The organism is Streptomyces sp. NPDC012935, from assembly GCF_042900345.1.
Taxonomy (GTDB): Bacteria; Actinomycetota; Actinomycetes; order Streptomycetales; family Streptomycetaceae; genus Streptomyces.
Genome location: NZ_JBIBBC010000003.1, coordinates 117,535 through 134,869, shown reverse-complemented (window position 1 = coordinate 134,869; position 17,335 = coordinate 117,535). Strand labels below are relative to the sequence as shown.

Genomic DNA, 17,335 nt, shown 5'->3' with positions numbered 1-17,335 from the left:
CTCGGAGCGCACGGGGTACACCAAGAGCCACTCGGATGAGTGACTGTCGCATGGCAACCAGCGCGACGGACTCCGGCAGACGGTGTTCCGCGGCGGGAAGAGCGGTGCGACGATGCCGGAATGATCACACCCCCGGACCCACTCGACGGGCGACCCGCGAGCGGGAAGCTCCAACTGGAGACGCACGGCCTCGACGTGATCGCCGACGCCGAGCGCAAGGGCACGCCACGCACCCTGTTCTGGCCCTGGTTCGGGGCCAACGTGTCCATCCTGGGCCTGAGTTACGGCGCTTTCGCGCTCGGCTTCGGAATCTCCTTCTGGCAGGCGCTGGCCGCCGGAATCGTCGGCATCGTCTTCTCGTTCCTGCTGTGCGGGTTCGTGGCCGTGGCCGGGAAACGCGGATCCGCGCCGACGATGGTCCTCGGTCGCGCCGCCTACGGGGTGCGCGGCAACCGCCTGCCGTCGGTCATCTCCTGGGTCCTCACCGTCGGCTGGGAGACCGTGCTCTGCGCCCTCGCCACCATGGCCACCGCCACCGTCTTCGGACGGCTCGGCTGGGGCGGCGGCACCGGGACCAAGGTGGTCGCACTCGTCCTGGTCGCTGCGTTGACCGTGGTCGTGGGGGTCATGGGCTTCGACCTGATCATGCGGCTGCAGACCGTGATCACCGCCGTCACCGGCGTGCTCACCGTCGTCTACGTCGTCCTCGTCGCCGACGAGATCCACTGGTCCGTCGTCAGCGCCGTACCCACGGGCTCCGCCCAGGAGTTCATCGGCGCACTCGTCTTCATGATGACCGGCTTCGGCCTCGGCTGGGTCAACGCGGCCGCCGACTACTCCCGCTATCTGCCACGCAGCGCGTCGAGCCGGGGCGTGATCGGCTGGACCGCCTTCGGCGGCTCGCTGGCGCCGCTGCTCCTGCTCGTCCTCGGCCTCCTGCTGGCCGGCTCGTCCAGCAAGCTCGGCGCCGCGGTCGCCGCCGACCCGATCGGGGCGCTGACGACGATCCTGCCGACCTGGTTCCTGGTCCCGTTCGCGGTCGTCGCGGTCCTCGGTCTGGTCGGCGGTGCGGTCCTCGACATCTACTCGTCCGGTCTCGCCCTGCTCTCGGCGGGCCTGCGCGTGCCGCGCTACGTGGCCGCGCTGGTCGACGGCGTGCTGATGATCGTGGGCTCGATTTACATCGTGTTCTTCGCCGACGACTTCCTCGGCCCGTTCATGGGCTTCCTCACCACGCTCGGCGTCCCCATCGCCGCCTGGTGCGGGATCATGCTCGCCGATCTGACCCTGCGCCGCCGCGACTACGACGAGCCCGACCTCTACCGCCCGACCGGCCGCTACGGCGACGTACCGCTCACCCCGCTGCTCCTGACCCTCACGGCCACCGCCCTCGGATGGGGGCTGGTCACCAACTCGACGGCGAACTGGCTGGACTGGCAGGGCTATCTGCTCGCCCCACTGGGTCTTGGCGGCAGAACCGGCTCCTGGGCCTACGCCAACCTCGGCGTCCTCGCGGCCCTCGCCGCGGGCTTCCTCGGCACCCTGGTGCTGCGTCGTGGGCGCGTCCGCGCACAGGAGGCCCAGGCGCCGACCCCTACGGCGGACGAGGGGGCGACGACCGTATGACCACCGGGTTGCTCACCGTCATCGACATGCAGCGTGTCTTCGCCGACCCCGACAGCCCCTGGGCCACACCGCGATTCGCCGAGGCGGCGGCGGGCGTACGCCGACTTCTGCCGGCGTTCGGGGACCGGGTCACGTTCACCCGGTTCGTGGCACCCGAGCGCCCGACGGGCGCCTGGCGGGCGTACTACGAGCGGTGGCCCTTCGCCCTGCAACCGGCTGACGCTCAGCTCTGGCAGCTGGCGGACGAGTTCGCGTCCGGCGCACGGTACGTGCTCGACGCCGCCACCTTCGGGAAGTGGACCCCGGAACTCGCCCGGCGCGCCACCCCTCAGGGACGCCTCGTCCTGGCCGGTGTCAGCACCGACTGCTGCGTCCTGTCGACCGCCGTGGCCGCCGCCGACGCGGGCGTCGAGGTGCTGGTCGTCGCCGACGCCTGCGCGGGGGCGGACGAGGACTCGCATGCCAAGGCGTTGCACGTACTGGACCTGTACCGGCCGTTGATCCGGGTGACGACGGTCGCCGAACTGCTGCAGGAGACGACCTGAGTCACCCGCAATGTCCGGCCGCCTCGGGTGGTCACGGCTCCGAGGTCTCGGATTCCAGTGCGGCACGGGTCGCCTGACCGTAGACGCCGGACCCGTCGCTGAGGATGACGCGCGTGAGCTGGTAGGTGCGGACCGAGCCTTCCACCCCGCGATCGTAGTCGCCGTCGGTGTCCCCGGCGTAGAGGCCGATCTGCCGCAGGCGCAGCTGGAGTTCGGTGACTTCCGGACCCTGGTCGCCGAGGCGGAGGACCGGGGGCCGCCCCTCCGCGGCGGTGGGTTCGGGGGCAGCGGCGCTGGTGCCGGCGCCCGTGCCGGAGGGGGCCGCGGAGGGGGTGGCGGAGGAGTTGGCCGGGGTTGCCGAGCTGTCGGCCGGGGGCGTTACGGGCGAGGACGTCGGGCTCGAAGCCGACGATGCGGTGGCCGTGGCGGCGGACTGGCCCTCAGGGGACGTGCCGTCCTCGGTGGAGTTGTCCGGGACGGGCGGCCGTACGTCGTCGGACGTGGCCCTGGCCCGGGAGGGGCTGTCGTAGAGGTGGAGCCCGCCCAGGACGGCACCGGTCACCAGGACGACCACGGTGGCGCCCGCTCCGGCGATCAGAAGGGGGCGGCGCTTGCGTGGGGGGCCTTGCGGGGCTTGCGAGTTGGGGGTGGGGGTCTCGACGGGTTCTGCGTCTGCGGAGGCGGGGGCGGAGGGGGAGGTGGGGGCGGAGGCCGGGACGGGGAGGGGGGACGTGGGGGTGTCGTCCGCGCCCCCCGCGCCCCTTTGTGTCGCCAAGGCCCGTGATGTCTCCAAGTCCTTTGTTCCCTGGGGTACTTCGTCCGCTGTCGTCCGGTCCGTCGTCCGGTCCGTCGCCCCGGCATCGTCACCGAGCTCCACGAAGGGTCGTATCCGCAGCGGAGCGAAGTCCTCCGCTGCCGCCGCCTCAGCCGTGCGCGCGTCGCGGCGGGCGTCCGAGGCACGGCGGGCGCAGGAGCAGGCCGGTGTTCCGTCCGAGGCCCGGGGTGTACCGCACTCCGGGCAGACGGGGTCGTTCGGTTCGCTCACGTGAGGTCCCTCTCGGCGCGGATCCTGGGTCCAGGCATATGTCCTGCACATAATCTCCATCGCTCCGGGGGTGAGTGGAACCGGGGCCTCCGGACGGACCGGATCGAGCCGTGCGAGGGCCGTTGCCGCTACCGCGACCGGCGCGGCGACGTCCCGGCGGTGGGCCGGTCGAGGTGGGCGGTGAACCAGTCGCGGGCCAGTTCGGCGACGCTGGTGAGGGTGCCGTGTTCCTCGAAGAGGTGCGTGGCGCCGGGGACGACGGCGATCCGGTGCTCGCAGTGCATCCGGTCGGCGGCCAGGCGGTTGAGGCTGAGCACCTGGGTGTCGCGGCTGCCGACGATGAGCAGCGTCGGCGCCCGCAGCCGGGTCAGCGCCGCCGGGGTGGCCAGGTCGGGGCGGCCGCCACGGGAGACGACGGAGCGGATGCCGGACCCGGACAGCGCGGCGGCCTCCAGCGCCGCGGCGGCTCCGGTACTGGCCCCGAAGTAGGCGACGGGCAGGCCGGTTTCACCGCGCAGCCACAGGGACGCGGCGTGCAGACGGCGGGCGAGCAGGAAGATGTCGAAGACGTTGTGCCGGTCGTGGGCCTCGTCGTCGCTGAGCAGGTCGAGCAGCAGCGTGGCCAGACCCGCGCGGTTGAGGGCGGAGGCGACGTAGCGGTTGCGCGGGCTGTGCCGGCCGCTGCCGCTGCCGTGTGCGAACGCCACCGCCGCGGGCGCCCCGTCCGGCAAGACCAGGTGGGCGCCCAGCCGAGCCCCGGCGGCCGGGATCAGTACGTCCCGGTTCGGCCGCGACGAGGGTTCCCCCTCGGGGGACTGCCCGGCGGGCGAACGGGGCGTGGAGCGGGCGGCCTCGGCGAGCAGGTACGTGACCTCGGCGTCCGAGGTCTGGGCGAAGTTCCGGTACCAGGCGCCGACCGAGCCGAGGGCCCGCAGCGGCTGCGGGCACACCACCTCGTCCGCGGCCCGCCGCAGTCGGGCGACGCTGTGAGTGGGCCCGACGGGCACGGCGAGCACGACCCGGGCCGCGCCCTGGCCGCGTACGACCCGACACGCCGCCTCGGCCGTGGCGCCGGTGGCGAGCCCGTCGTCCACCACGACCGCGACACGCCCGGCGACCGGCAGCGCGGCCCGGCCCTGCCGGTACTCGCGCACACGGCGCTCCAGCTCGGCCCGCTCCGTTCGCTCCACGGCGTCCTGCTCGGCGGCGTCCAGGCCGGCCTCGCTGATCACGTCCTGGTTGAGGACGCGCACACCGTGCTCGCCGATCGCGCCGAACCCCCACTCGGGCTGCCGGGGCACGCCCAGCTTGCGCACCACCAGCACATCCAGCGGGGCACCGAGATGCCGGGCCACTTCGGCCGCCACGGGCATCCCGCCTCGTGGCAGCCCCAGCACCACCACGTCCTGACCGCGCCACTCCTCCAGCGCCTCGGCCAGCAGCCGCCCGGCCGCCCTGCGATCGTCGTACCGCATACGCCGCCTCCCGCGCCCACGAGGGCGGGAGCCTGTCCTTACCCCTTCAGGCTACGACTGTCCGCCCGCCGTGGAGGCCGGCCTGCCCGTCCATGCGCCGAAGGCCCACGAACGAAGGCCTACCGACAGTCGCCCGCGGCGCGAGCAGGGCAAATTTCGATTGCGCCCGCCGCCCGGACCGCGGGATCGTTCCCGAACACTTCCCGGCCCCGAGGAGGCACGCCGGTGCCCCACGTTCCGCCCCGCCGCCTGGCCCTCCTCGGAGGCGGCTTCTCCACCGAGGACGACGGCCTGATCGACGACTGGCTCCTCGGACACGCGCGCACACCCCGGCCCAAGGTCTGTTTTCTGCCCACCGCGAGCGGGGACGCGCCGGCGTATGCGGAAAGATTCCTGACCGCGTTCCGCACCCACCCCTCCTGCACTCCCTGCGTCCTGCCACTGTTCCGACGGACCGTCGACGACGAGGCCCTGCGCGCCCACCTGCTTGCCCAGGACGTCGTCTACGTTGGTGGCGGAAACACCGCGAACCTGCTCGCCGTATGGCGCGTACACGGAGTGGACCGGCTTCTGCGCGAGGCCTACGACCGCGGCACCCTGCTGTGCGGCATCAGCGCAGGCGCCAACTGCTGGGCCGAGGCCTCCCACACCGACTCCTTCGGCCCGCTGACCTCCCTGCCGGACGGCTTGGGGCTGCTGCCGGGCTCGGTCTGCCCGCACTACGACAGCGAACCGGGACGCCGGTCCTCCTACCGGTCGGCGGTGGGCGGCGGAGCGCTGCCCGCCGGGTGGGCTCTGGCCGACGGGACCGGGATTCTCTTCACGGACGGCAGCCTTACGGAGGCGGTGACGCGCGCGCCGGGTGCACACGTGTACCGGGTGCAGGCGGACGACGGCGGTGGCGGCGTCGTCCAGGAGCGGGCTCTGCCCTGTCGTCGTCTGTCCCGGACTCCGGACGCGTGAGGCATGCTGCCATGACCGAACTTCCGGGACGCGGCCACGCACTGGACCCACGTGGGCCCCAGCATGGCCGAGCCCTTCGCCCGCCGCGTCGGCTGCGACCGCCTGGGACAGCCGTCCGACCACATTCCGCTGATCCCCTGATCCCTGATCCCGCCGCCGGGTGTTCCCCGGTGAAGGGCCCTCCGACCAGCATTCATATCCCCTGGACGGCAATAGGAATGCTCCGGTCCGGATCGGGTACGCGAGCAGGGCCGCACCAGGGTCGATCACGGCCCGGGCGGCCCGCACTACCGCCGCTACCAGGGGATCTGCCATGGAGACACCAGCGAACGACAACACCGCCACACCGGCCCGGCGTGCGCTGGACGCGCTGGCCGGGAACAGCGAGGACCAGACGGCGATGGACACGCTCGCGAGCAGCGACGTCCTGGTCCCCGTCCCCGACGACGCCAATGAGCAGGACGCCATCGACCCCGGCGCCGTGGCGCTGCCGGTCATCGAGCGGTCGGACGGCGAGCCGGTCGTCCCCGTCTTCACCTCCGAGCCCGCGATGGCCGAGCTGCTGCCGTTCGTCTCCCGCTACCGCCTGGTACCGCTGGGCGCACTCGCCTCGCAGTGGCCGTCCGAGGATCTGGCCCTGACCATAGACGCCGGCTCCTCACACCCGCTGACCCTGACGTCGGAGGGCGTGCGGACTCTGCTGGCGCGGCCCTAGCGCCGACGACGGACTGAAGATGTGAGGGGGACGAGTGGCACCCCAGCCGCTGGTCCCCTTCGCGCTGTGTCACCCCAGCCGCCCCTGACGCCTGCCGAGCAGCCCCGCACCGCCGGTGCCCCGCACGGCCGGTGAAGGTCGGCCGGAACTGCTCCCCGCCACAGGGTGCTTCGGCCACACGGAGAGGGAAGATCCCACCGGGAGGGCCGACGCGAAAAGGGTGGGGGGCGTCTTGAGGTTCGTACTGCTCGGTACTGCCGCCGGAGACGGGTTCCCACGCTGGAACTGTGCCTGCGCGCGATGCGCCGCCGCCCGCGACGGCAAGCTGCCCGCCCGCGGCCCGGAATGCGCCGCAGTCACCGGAAACTCCCGCGACTGGTGGCTGCTGAACACCTCGCCCGACATCCGTGCCCAGCTCACCGCGGCCTGCGCCCTGTGGCCCAGCCCGCGGCACACTCCCGTACGGGGAGTGCTGCTGACCGACGCCGAAGCCAATCACGTGGCTGGCCTGGCCGTGCTGCGCGATGTGCCCGGGCTGAAGACATACGCCGCCCCGCCGGTTCTCGCCGCCCTGGCGCCGGCGCGAGCGGCCCTCGACCGTCATGACCCGTGGGAGTGGGCGGACAGCCTGACGGAGGGCGGGTTCGTGCTGGCCGGCGGCCTGGTCGTCACGGCCCACCCCGTCGCGGGTGACCCGCCGGCATACGTACCGGCCCGTGCGTCGGACGACCGCTGGGTGACGGCCTACCGCATCGAGGACCTGGCGACCGGCTGCGTACTCGTGTATGCGCCCCGCGTGCGCACCTGGAGTCCGATGCTGGACGACCTGATCGAGGGGGCGGACTGCGTCGTCATGGACGGCACGCACTTCGCGGCGGATGAGACCCCGCAGGCCAGGCGCCGACTTCCGGTCTCCGGACGGGGCGGCAGCCTTGCCGCCCTGACCCGGCACCCGCATGCCCGCCGGATCTACACCCACCTGACCGACACGAATCCCTTGCTCGATCCCGCCTCGGCGGCTCGTGCGCAGGTGTCCGAGGCGGGCGTGGAAGTACTTCCGGACGGCACCGAGTTCGTGATCTGACGCCCGACGCCCAGGTCGACAGTCCGACGCCCGAGGCCCGAACGCCCAGGTCGGCAGTCCGTCGTCCGAGGCCCGAACGCCCAGGTCGGCTGTCCGAGGCCCGAGGCCCGAGGCCCGAGGCCCGAGGCCCGTCACCCGAGGCCCGACGCCCAGGCCGGCAGTCCGTCGTCCGACTCCGGCCTCAGCCGCTCAGCATCCGCGCCAGCACGTCCCGCTGCAGCGGCAGCACCTCGGCGTGCAGATCACGCCCCTTGCGGGTGAGGGTGACGTACACGCCGCGCCGGTCCTCCGCGCAGACGGACCGCTCCACCAGGCCGTCCTTCTCCAGCCGCCCTATGAGCCGGGACAGTGCGCTCTGGCTGAGATGAACCCGGCCGACCAGGTTCTGCACCCGGCACTGCTCGCCCTCCTTGGGTGCCGCCGACGCGAGGATGTCGAGCACCTCGAAGTCGCTCGCGCCCAGGCCGTGCGGGTGCAGTACACGGTCGATCTCGCACATCGTGCGCGCGTGTACGGAGAGGATGTCCCGCCACCGTTCCTCGAGCCCGGCGTCGGCCGTCTTGACTGCCATACCAGGCACGGTAGCACCGATCCGGCCATTTGTTGTCTATGCAACTAGTGCGCGCGCACGGAATCGAAGGCGAGCTTCGGGGACGGTCTCAGCCGGTCGCGTCCTGAAGGAGCCCGACGAGATTGCCGTCCGCGTCCTTCACGGAGGCGATCAGCCGGCCGCCGCCGACGTCGTGGACGTCCTGCAGCGTTTCGGCGCCCGCCTCCAGCAGGGCGGCGAGGGCCGTCCTGATGTCGTCGACGTGCCAGTAGGGGACCGGACCGGTCATGCCCTTCGCGTGTCCGTTGGGGTCGAGGCCGACGTCGTGTCCGGCGTCCTTGAAGCCGACGTAGTACGGCTCGTCCGCATAGGGATCCGTGCCCAGCAGGGCCTTGAACAGGGCCTTCGCCCGGTCCAGGTCCTTGACGGGGTAGATGATCGTGTTGACTCCGGCGGTCATGACGTCCTCCTGACGTGAAATGTCCCGACGGTTCTCGTCGGTGGTTTCACGCTAGGCCGGGGGACTGGCGGGCGGCTTCTTCATTCCTGACCGGGTCCCGTGCCATCCCCTCCCTCCCCTCCCATTCATTCCCATTCATTCCGGACCGGTCACAGAGGGGGCGCGCCGACGGCCGGAACGCCGTGCGGCGCGCCCTCACGGCCCGCCACGCGCCTACGTCGAGTCCCGCTTCACCAGCTCCGTCGGCAGGATCACCGCAGCCGGGTCCTCGCCGCCGATCTGCGCGAGCAGCAGCCGCACCATCTCGGCGCTGATGCGGTCGTAGGGCTGCCGGATCGTCGTGAGGGCAGGGATGGCCTCCGTCGCGGCGGCGGAGTCGTCGAAGCCGCCGACGGCCACGTCCTCGGGCACCCGGCGGCCGGCCCGGTGGAGCGCGGCCAGGGCGCCCTGTGCCATCAGGTCGGACGCCACGAACAAGGCGTCCATGTCCGGGGCCTGCGCCAGCAGCCGCTCGGTGCCGGCGTCGCCGCTGGCACGGCTGTAGTCGCCGGAGGCGATGAGCCGCTCGTCGATCTCGACGCCCGCCTCCGTGAGCACCTCCTTGTAGCCGGCGAGGCGATCGACACCGCCCGGCGTGTCCAGCGGACCGCTCACCACCCCGACCCGGCGACGGCCCACGGACAGCAGGTGGCGCACCATGTCACGGGCGCCGTCCCGGTCGTCCGCCGCCACGTAACTCACCTTGGAGCCGGGCCCCATGGGCTTGCCGCACTGGACGAGCGGCACACCCGCCTCGCGCAGTTCCTCGGCCACCCGGTCACCGGAGTGGCTGGACACCAGCAGCACCCCGTCCACGTGCCCCGCCGTGATGTACCGCGTGATGCGCCGCCGTTCGTCCTTCGTGCCGGCCAGCATCAGCAGCAACGGAATGTCGTGCGCGGCCAGCGCCTGCGTGCAACCGCTCAGCAGGACGTTGAAGTTGGGGTCCTCGAAGAACCTCTCCTGCGGCTCGGTCAGCAGGAAGCCGATCGAGTCCGAACGTCCCGTGATCAGTGAGCGCGCGTGCCGGTTGACGACGTAACCCGTCTTGCGGATCGCCGCGTTGACCGCCTCCTGCGCGGTCGGGCTGACGTAGTGCCCGCCGTTGAGCACGCGCGAGACCGTGCCCCGTGAGACTCCGGCCTCGCGCGCCACGTCGTGGATCGTCGGCGGCTTGCGTCGGCCCCCCGTGTTGCTCATGGTCATGACTTTACGGCCCCGGAGAGCAGATCCAGGCTCCAGAACCGCTGGATGACCAGGAAGAGCGCGACCAGCGGGAACACCGCGAGGAACGCGCCGGTGACCACCAACGTGTACAGCGCCGGGGTGTTGGCGCCCTGCTCGAGGAGCGTGTACAGACCGAGCGTGATCGGGAACTTCTCGTCGTCGCTGAGCATGATGTACGGCAGCAGGAAGTTGTTCCAGATCGCCACGAACTGGAACAGGAACACGGTCACCATGCCCGGCACCATCATCGGCAGCGCGACCCGCGTGAAGATCCGCCACTCGCTCGCCCCGTCCATCCGTCCGGCCTCGACCACGTCGGCGGGGACGGCGGCGGCCGCGTAGATCCGCGAGAGGTAGACGCCGTACGGCGAGAGGATCTGCGGCAGCAGCACGGACAGGTACGAGTCCGTGAGGTCGGCCTTCGCCAGCAGCAGGTACTGCGGGATGGCGAGGATGACCGGCGGCATCAGCACGCCCGCCAGCAGCACGTTGAAGATCGTCTCGCGGCCGGGGAAGCGGTAGATGGCGAGCGCGTAGCCGCTGAACGCCGAGACCAGCGTCGACAGCAGGGCGCCGAGACCGGCGTACAGGGCGGAGTTGCCCATCCACTGCCAGTACACGCCGTCGCGATAGGCGCTCAGGTCCGCGAAGTTGTCGGCGAAGCCCGTGCCCGGCAGGAAGGTGAACGTGGAGAACAGCTCGCTGCCGGACTTCGTCGCCGCGATCACCACCCAGGCGACCGGCAGCAGGCAGTACACCGCGCCGAGCAGCAGCGTGACCGTTGGGATCAGTGCGATCCGGCGGCGCAGCGGCGGGCGATTCCGGACGGTGCCGGGGGCGGTGCCGGCAGCCGGGCCGGTCTTGCTCACAGCAAGAGAACTCATCGTGCTGCCTCCTGCTTGTTACGACGGTTCGCGGCCCGCAGGAAGCCGAAGGAGAGCAGCAGCGTGGCCAGGGCGATGATCGTGGCCTGGGCGGCCGCCGCGTGGATGTCGCCCTTGCCGAAGGCGTCCTGGTACACCTTCATCAGCGGACTCCATGTCGTGGACACGGAGTTGGTGAGCGGCTTGAGGGTGGTCGGCTCGTTGAACACCTGGAGCGTGGCGATGATCGAGAAGAAGAAGGTCAGCACCAGCGAGGGCGCCACCATCGGGATCTTGATCCGCAGCGCGATCTGCAGCGGCGTGGCACCGTCCAGCTTGGCTGCCTCGTACACCTCGGCCGGGATGGCCCGCAGCGAGGTGTAGATGACGATCATGTTGAAGCCGGTGCCACCCCACACCGCGATGTTCGACAGAGCGAGGTACAGCGGACCGCCGTCGAGCAGGTCCGGCTGCGGCATGCCCAGCTTCTCCAGCACGTAGTAGAAGGGGCTGACGTCCGGCAGGTACAGAAAGCCCCACAGCAGCGCGGCCACCACGCCAGGGATCGCGTACGGCAGGAAGATCGCGAGCCGGGTGAAGGGCGCGAGCCGCACCTTCTCGGAGTCCAGCATCAGCGCGAACAGCAGGGCGAGACCCAGCATCACGGGCACCACGATGCAGCCGTAACCGAGCACGCGCAGTGCCCCGGTCAGCAACTCGCTGTCGGTGAGGGCGTCGGTGTAGTTCTCCAGGCCGGCCCAGACCTCCTTGCGGGCGCCGGAGCCGAGCCCGAGTCCGGAGACCTGCACCTTTCGGAAGCTGAGCCAGATCGCGTAGCCGATGGGCAGGGCGAAGAAGAGCAGGAAGAGGCTCGTCGCGGGAAGGAGGAAGGCGTACGGGGCCCCCTTCACCCCGTACGCCTTCCGGCTTGTGCTGGTCACTCGGCGACCTCGAAGCCCTGCTTCTCGAGGTCGGCGACCGTGTCGTCCTGCATGGACTTCAGGGCGGCGGCGAAGTCCGACTTGTTCTTGGCGGCGGAGCCGAAGGCGTCCTTGAAGGTGGTGTACGCGACGTTCACGTTCGGGCCCCACGCGGACGGCGCCGTGCTCTCGGCGATCTCGGCGGCCTTCGTGTAGAAGTCGGGCTGGTTGGAGAAGTAGTCCGGCGGCGTGGTGAACGCGCCGCTGAGCTGGGCCGAGGTGGAGGCCGGATAGATGCCGCTCTCCTTGGCGAGGGCGTTGAGAGCGTCGCCGTTGGTGTTCAGCCAGGCGGCGAACTTCGCGGCAGCCGCCTTGTGCTCGGAGTCCGTGGTGACGGCGGTGGAGGAACCGCCCCAGCTGCCCGTGACGTTGTCCGAGTCGGACCACTGGGGGAGCGGGGCCATGGCCCACTTGCCCTTGGTGTCGGGCGCGGCCGTGGTCAGGGTGCCCGGGGCCCACACCGCGCTGACCCAGGCGATCTGCTTGCCCGTGTTGAGTGCCTTGTTCCAGGCCGGCGTGTACATCGGCTGGTTGTCGACGGCGCCCTCCTTCACGAGGTCGCCCCAGAACTTGGCGACCTTCTGGGAGGCCGCGTCGTCGATGCCGACCTTCCACTTGTCGCCGGAGGTCGTCCACCACTTGGCGCCGGCCTGCTGGGCCAGTCCAGCGAAGAGGCCGGAGTCACTGGCCGAGAAGGTGGTCAGGTCCTTGTCCGGGGCCTTCCTCTTCAGCGCGCGTGCGGTCTCGGCGAACTCGTCCCAGGTGGCCGGGACCTTCAGGCCGTACTGCTTGAAGAGGTCCTCGCGGTAGTAGAACATCATCGGCCCGATGTCCTGCGGCACCGCGTACACCGCGTCCGTGCCCAGCGTCGTCTGCTGCCAGACCCCCTCGGCGAACTTGCCCTTCGCGTCGCCGACCTCGCTCGCTATGTCGGCGACCGCGTCATTGCTGACCAGCGTCGGCAGCGCCTGGTACTCGGCCTGGACGAGGTCGGGCGCCTTACCCGCCTTGTGGGCGGTGAGGATCTTGGTGACCAGCGTGTCGCCGGACGCCTGCTTCTTCACCTTGACCGTGATCCGGTCCTTCTTGCCCTGCCCCTTGTTCCACAGGTCGACGACCTTGTCCATGCCGGGCGTCCAGGTCCAGTACGTCAGTGAGACGGGACCGGACTCGGTTTCGCTGTCGCTCCCGGACGAGCCGCACGCGGCGAGGGCGGTGGCGCCGAGGACGACGGCGACGGACGTGGCGGCGCTTCTGACGAAGAGCCGCCGGCGCTTCGTGATGGGCATGGATCTCTCCCCTGACCTGGGGTCTCCGCCTGCTGCGAAGACCTGCCATGCTTCTGTGAGCGTTCACAGTAGAGAAACATCCCGGACACTTGTCAATGGTTGTTGCTGTGCGGTTATGTTGGGCTCGCATCGCCGAGGATGTGTGTGCACGTTCCCAACTGATCGATTAATCGGGAGACATTCCATGCCGGAGACCACCCCCAGGGGCCTCACGAGGCTCGCCTTCGGTGGGGACTACAACCCCGAGCAGTGGCCGCAGAGCGTCTGGCAGGAGGACGTCCGGCTGATGCGGGAGGCCGGCGTCACGATGGTGAGCGTCGGGATCTTCTCCTGGGCCCTGCTGGAGCCGTCACCGGGGGCGTACGAATTCGGCTGGCTGGACCGCCTGCTTGACCTACTGCACGAGAACGGCATCCGGGTCGACCTGGGCACCCCCACCGTCTGCCCGCCGGTGTGGTTCTACCGGGCCCACCCCGAGGCCCTGCCCGTGACGGCGGAGGGCGTGCGCCACGAGTTCGGCTCGCGTGGGGCCGTCTGCCACAGCAACGCCGACTACCGGGCGGCCGCCGCGAGCATCACCACCCGGCTCGCCGAACGCTACGGCGACCACCCGGCGCTGGCGATGTGGCACGTGCACAACGAGTACGGCGTCCCCGTCTCGGCCTGTTACTGCGACTCCTGCGCGGCACACTTCCGGCGCTGGCTGGAGTCGACGTACGGCACGGTCGAGTCCGTCAACGAGGCCTGGGGCACGGCCTTCTGGGGGCAGCGGTACGCGGACCTGGAGGAGATCAACCCGCCGCGCCTGACGCCGACGACCGTCAACCCGGCCCAGGCGCTGGACTACAAGCGGTTCGCCGACGCCACCATGCGCGAGAACTTCCGTATGGAACGGGACATCCTGCACCGTCTCGCGCCGGGCGTCCCGGTCACGACCAACTTCATGACGGCCCTGAGCCAGTGCGACTCCGTCGACTACTGGGCCTGGGGCCGCGAGGTCGACATCGTAACCAACGACCACTACCTGATCACCGACGGCCGCCGCACCCACGTCAACCTCGCCATGGCCGCCGACCTGACCCGCTCGGTCGCCGGGGGAGCCCCCTGGATCCTCCTGGAGCACTCCACCTCGGGCGTCAACTGGCAGCCCCGCAACCCCGCCAAGGCCCCCGGCCAGATGGCCCGCAACTCCCTCGCCCACGTGGCGCGCGGCTCCGAGGGCGCCATGTTCTTCCAGTGGCGGCAGTCCCGGCGGGGCGCCGAGAAGTTCCACTCGGCGATGGTCCCGCACGGCGGCACCGGCACACGCGTATGGCGTGAGGTCGTCGAACTCGGCGCCGCTCTCGACTCGTTGGGCGCCGTGCGCGGCACCCGCACGCAGGCCGACGTGGCGATGCTCTGGGACTGGCACTCCTGGTGGGCGCAGAACCTCGACTGGCGCCCCAGCGAGGAGCACGACGCCCGCGAGCGCGCCGACGCCTTCTACGAGGCGCTCTACGACCGCCACCTCACGGTCGACTTCGCCCACCCCGAAGCCGACTTGTCGAGGTATCCCCTTGTCGTCGTACCGGCCTCGTACCTGCTGACCGAGGCGGCCGGGAGCAACCTCACGGAGTACGTCGAGAACGGCGGCACCCTCGTCGTGTCGTACTTCTCCGGCATCGTCGACGAGCATGACGCCGTGCACGAGGGCGCCTACCCCGGGCCGCTGCGTGACGTCCTCGGCCTGACCGTCGAGGAGTTCTCGCCGCTGCTCCAGGACCAGTTGGTGCGCATCACCGGCCCGGACGGCTCCGAGCTCAGCGGCGATGTATGGAGCGAGTTCGTCGTCCCGCGCGGCGCCGAGACCGTCTGGACGTACGCCGACGGCCTGACGGCGGGGCACCCCGCCGTCACCAGGCACCGCTTCGGCGAGGGCACCGCCTGGTACGTCTCCACGCGCCTGGGCGCCGAGGGCCTCGACGCGCTGCTGGGCTGGGCGATGGAGGACGCGCAGGTCGCCCCGCGTGTCGACCTGCCCCGTGACGTCGAGGTCGTGCGCCGTACCGGCGAGTCGGGCAGCTACCTGTTCGCGATCAACCACACCACCTCGGACGCCAAGGTGCCGCTGGAGGCGCCCGGCACCGAGCTGCTGACCGGCGAACGCGCCGCGGGCCGCCTCGAGGTCCCCGCGGGAGCCGTGCGGGTCGTACGACTCGACGGCTGAGCCGACTCCCCTCCGCCCGCGCGTGCCACGAGCCGCGGGCGGAGGGGCTCCTCACCGCGGTTTCCCCAGCGCGGCGGTGAGGGATCCCCATCCCCCTACGTCGAAGGGACGACGGACGACGATGTTCCATCCCAGACGCACCCTCCGGGCCCTGCTGCTGCCGCTCGCCGCCGGACTCGCCCTCACCGCCCTGCCCGCGCAGACCGCCTCGGCGGCGAGCACGCTCACCAACGCAGGCTTCGAGTCAGACGGCACCGGCACCGCGACCCCGGCCGGCTGGTCCACGTACTCGGCGGCCGGCCAGAGCGCGGCCTCCTTCACCGAGGCCGGGGGCCACGGCGGGAGTTACCGACTGACCCACTGGGCGTCCTCCGCCTACAAGGTCGAGACGTACCAGTACCTGTCCGGGCTGACCAACGGGAACTACCGGCTCTCCGCCTGGGTTCGCTCCGGCGGTGGCCAGAACTCGGCGTACATAGCGCTGAAGAACTGCGGCGGCGCCGAGCAGCGCACCGACCTTCCGGTCTCGGCGAGCGGCTGGATCCGTATCGTCGTGCCGGTCACTGTGACCGGCAACCAGTGCACGATCAGCATCAACAGTGACGCGAACGCGGGGAACTGGATCAATGTCGACGACCTGACGTTCGCGTCCGGCACGGGCGGCACGTCGATCCACGGCGCCGACATCTCCTCCCTGGCCAAGAGCGAGGCCAAGGGCGGCGTCTACCGGACCGGTTCCGGCACGACCGGCGACGCGATCACCATTCTGAAGAACGCCGGCATGAACTACGCACGTCTGAAGGTCTGGGTCAACCCGGCCGACGGCTACAACAACAAGACGCGCGTGCTGGCCATGGCCAAGCGCGTCAAGGCCTCCGGCATGAAGCTGCTCGTCGACTTCCACTACTCGGACACCTGGGCCGACCCGGGCGCCCAGAGCAAGCCGGCCGCCTGGGCCGGTCACTCGTACAGCCGGCTCAGGACCGACGTGTACAACCACACGTACGACGTGCTGAACGCGTTGAAGGCCCAGGGCACCACCGCCGACATGGTCCAGGTGGGCAACGAGATCAACGGCGGCATGCTGTGGTCCGAGGGTTCCACGGACAACTGGTCGCAGCTCGCCGGTCTGCTCAACTCCGGCTATGACGCGGTCAAGGCCGTCAACTCGGCCACCACCGTCGCGCTGCACCTCGCCAAGGGCGGCGACCTGTCCGGCACCCGCTGGTGGTTCGACAGCGCGGTCGCGAACGGCGTGAAGTTCGACGCGATCGGTCTGTCCTACTACGGCTACTGGCACGGCTCGCTCCACGACTTCCAGACGACCCTGGACGACGCGGCCGCCCGCTACGGCAAGCCGGTCTTCGTCGCCGAGACGGCGTACCCGTTCCGGCTGGACAGCAAGGACGCGCACGAGGAGATCATCAACACCGCCGACGAACTGGTCTCCGGCTACCCGGCGAACACGGCCGGGCAGCGCCGCTGGATGAACGACGTGACGAGCATCGTGGAGGCCGTCCCGAACGGCCGCGGACTCGGCGTCTTCTACTGGGAGGCGACCTGGAGCGCCGTCACCGGCAACGGCTGGGACCCGACCGACGCCTCATCCGGCAACGGCTGGGAGAACCAGGCCCTGTTCGGCTACGACGACGCGGCCCTCTCCTCGATGGCGTGGTTCAGCCACCGGTGAGTTCGTCGAGTTCGTTGATTGTGTGATCAAGGGGCCCGGCCGCGCCCGAGCGGCCGGGCCCCACCGCCTCCGGGACGCAGAACATCGGCCCTGTGTCGAACGTCCCTATGTCGTACGGCCGTTCGGTACCGGACAACGGTCCAAGAGTCCCGGACACGACGGCTTCGACTGCGGGACAGTGGGAAGACGCGGTACGACGCGGCCCGACGGAGGGGGGACGAGATGCTGAGAACTCCCGTCAGCGCAACGCGCCTGGACATCCTGGAATGGCTGAAGGATCCGGTCGCGCACTTCCCGAAGCGGCGACTTGGCGATCCCGTCGAGGACGGCGTCACCGCGGACGCGGTGGCTGCGAAGCTGGGCGTGCCGCGCAAGGTCGCCGAGATCCACCTCGGCCTGCTCGCGGACCTCGGCATGCTGCGCACCAAGCGGATCCGGCGGCGCGTGTACTACCGCCGCGACGACATGCGGATCGCCGAGGTCGCGCGCATGTTCGAGAAGGGCTGGTAGGCGCAGAACCCAGACGCGGAGCCGGGAGCCGACGGGCCCTGGCACACCAGGGCGGCGAAGGGAAGAGG

16 protein-coding genes are annotated in these 17,335 nt (G+C 70.8%); 8 read left to right on the top strand and 8 right to left on the bottom strand.

What is annotated here, in order from left to right:
* Positions 1 to 120 precede the first annotated feature (120 nt).
* Both ACFY5C_RS09515 and ACFY5C_RS09510 read left to right on the top strand, forming a co-directional pair.
* Entirely contained in the window at positions 121 to 1,626 is a 1,506-nt protein-coding gene (locus ACFY5C_RS09515) for a purine-cytosine permease family protein (protein ID WP_389442512.1), read from the top strand.
* Complete coding sequence (locus ACFY5C_RS09510; protein WP_389442509.1) at positions 1,623 to 2,171, top strand: cysteine hydrolase family protein; 549 nt, start codon at positions 1,623 to 1,625, stop codon at positions 2,169 to 2,171. The genes ACFY5C_RS09515 and ACFY5C_RS09510 overlap by 4 nt, the downstream gene beginning before the upstream one ends.
* Positions 2,172 to 2,202: 31 nt before the next feature.
* Here ACFY5C_RS09510 and ACFY5C_RS09505 read toward each other — a convergent pair whose 3' ends face one another.
* On the bottom strand, positions 2,203 to 3,216 hold the full coding sequence (locus tag ACFY5C_RS09505; RefSeq protein ID WP_389442506.1) for a peptidoglycan-binding protein: 1,014 nt from the start codon (positions 3,214 to 3,216) through the stop codon (positions 2,203 to 2,205).
* Positions 3,217 to 3,344: 128 nt separating this feature from the next.
* Entirely contained in the window at positions 3,345 to 4,691 is a 1,347-nt protein-coding gene (locus ACFY5C_RS09500) for a phosphoribosyltransferase family protein (protein WP_389442503.1), read from the bottom strand.
* A 225-nt stretch (positions 4,692 to 4,916) separates the two neighbouring features.
* Here ACFY5C_RS09500 and ACFY5C_RS09495 point away from each other — a divergent pair, with 225 nt between their 5' ends.
* From ACFY5C_RS09495 to pqqB, 3 genes are all read left to right on the top strand, one after another.
* Positions 4,917 to 5,654 (top strand): Type 1 glutamine amidotransferase-like domain-containing protein, encoded by a 738-nt coding sequence (locus ACFY5C_RS09495; protein ID WP_389442500.1) that lies wholly within the window; start codon positions 4,917 to 4,919, stop codon positions 5,652 to 5,654.
* Between the two features lie 313 nt (positions 5,655 to 5,967).
* Positions 5,968 to 6,369: an SseB family protein gene (locus ACFY5C_RS09490; RefSeq protein WP_389442497.1), complete on the top strand. Its 402-nt coding sequence runs from the start codon at positions 5,968 to 5,970 to the stop codon at positions 6,367 to 6,369.
* A 232-nt stretch (positions 6,370 to 6,601) separates the two neighbouring features.
* A complete protein-coding gene (pqqB, locus tag ACFY5C_RS09485) occupies positions 6,602 to 7,453 on the top strand; it encodes a pyrroloquinoline quinone biosynthesis protein PqqB (RefSeq protein ID WP_389442494.1) in 852 nt (283 codons plus the stop codon).
* Between the two features lie 181 nt (positions 7,454 to 7,634).
* Here the strand turns inward: pqqB and ACFY5C_RS09480 are convergent, their stop codons facing one another.
* The 6 genes from ACFY5C_RS09480 to ACFY5C_RS09455 all read right to left on the bottom strand — a co-directional run bounded on the left by ACFY5C_RS09480 (position 7,635) and on the right by ACFY5C_RS09455 (position 12,861).
* Positions 7,635 to 8,024 (bottom strand): MarR family winged helix-turn-helix transcriptional regulator, encoded by a 390-nt coding sequence (locus ACFY5C_RS09480; RefSeq protein WP_389442491.1) that lies wholly within the window; start codon positions 8,022 to 8,024, stop codon positions 7,635 to 7,637.
* Positions 8,025 to 8,112: 88 nt separating this feature from the next.
* On the bottom strand, positions 8,113 to 8,463 hold the full coding sequence (locus tag ACFY5C_RS09475; protein WP_389442489.1) for a VOC family protein: 351 nt from the start codon (positions 8,461 to 8,463) through the stop codon (positions 8,113 to 8,115).
* 213 nt (positions 8,464 to 8,676) lie between these two features.
* Positions 8,677 to 9,708, bottom strand: a complete 1,032-nt coding sequence (locus ACFY5C_RS09470; protein ID WP_389442487.1) for a LacI family DNA-binding transcriptional regulator — start codon at positions 9,706 to 9,708, stop codon at positions 8,677 to 8,679.
* A complete protein-coding gene (locus ACFY5C_RS09465) occupies positions 9,705 to 10,613 on the bottom strand; it encodes a carbohydrate ABC transporter permease (protein ID WP_389442485.1) in 909 nt (302 codons plus the stop codon). The genes ACFY5C_RS09470 and ACFY5C_RS09465 overlap by 4 nt, the downstream gene beginning before the upstream one ends.
* Positions 10,610 to 11,533 carry a carbohydrate ABC transporter permease gene (locus ACFY5C_RS09460; protein WP_389442483.1) on the bottom strand — a complete coding sequence of 308 codons (924 nt, stop codon included), beginning with the start codon at positions 11,531 to 11,533 and terminating at the stop codon, positions 10,610 to 10,612. Before ACFY5C_RS09460 ends, ACFY5C_RS09465 begins: the two co-directional genes overlap by 4 nt.
* Positions 11,530 to 12,861: an ABC transporter substrate-binding protein gene (locus tag ACFY5C_RS09455; protein WP_389442480.1), complete on the bottom strand. Its 1,332-nt coding sequence runs from the start codon at positions 12,859 to 12,861 to the stop codon at positions 11,530 to 11,532. Before ACFY5C_RS09455 ends, ACFY5C_RS09460 begins: the two co-directional genes overlap by 4 nt.
* A 184-nt stretch (positions 12,862 to 13,045) precedes the next feature.
* Between ACFY5C_RS09455 and ACFY5C_RS09450 the strand changes: the two genes are divergently transcribed.
* The 3 genes from ACFY5C_RS09450 to ACFY5C_RS09440 all read left to right on the top strand — a co-directional run bounded on the left by ACFY5C_RS09450 (position 13,046) and on the right by ACFY5C_RS09440 (position 17,267).
* On the top strand, positions 13,046 to 15,067 hold the full coding sequence (locus ACFY5C_RS09450) for a beta-galactosidase (RefSeq protein ID WP_389442478.1): 2,022 nt from the start codon (positions 13,046 to 13,048) through the stop codon (positions 15,065 to 15,067).
* A 121-nt stretch (positions 15,068 to 15,188) separates the two neighbouring features.
* On the top strand, positions 15,189 to 16,757 hold the full coding sequence (locus ACFY5C_RS09445) for an arabinogalactan endo-beta-1,4-galactanase (RefSeq protein WP_389442475.1): 1,569 nt from the start codon (positions 15,189 to 15,191) through the stop codon (positions 16,755 to 16,757).
* A 222-nt stretch (positions 16,758 to 16,979) separates the two neighbouring features.
* Positions 16,980 to 17,267 carry an ArsR family transcriptional regulator gene (locus ACFY5C_RS09440; RefSeq protein WP_389442472.1) on the top strand — a complete coding sequence of 96 codons (288 nt, stop codon included), beginning with the start codon at positions 16,980 to 16,982 and terminating at the stop codon, positions 17,265 to 17,267.
* The last annotated feature ends 68 nt before the right edge of the window (positions 17,268 to 17,335 follow it).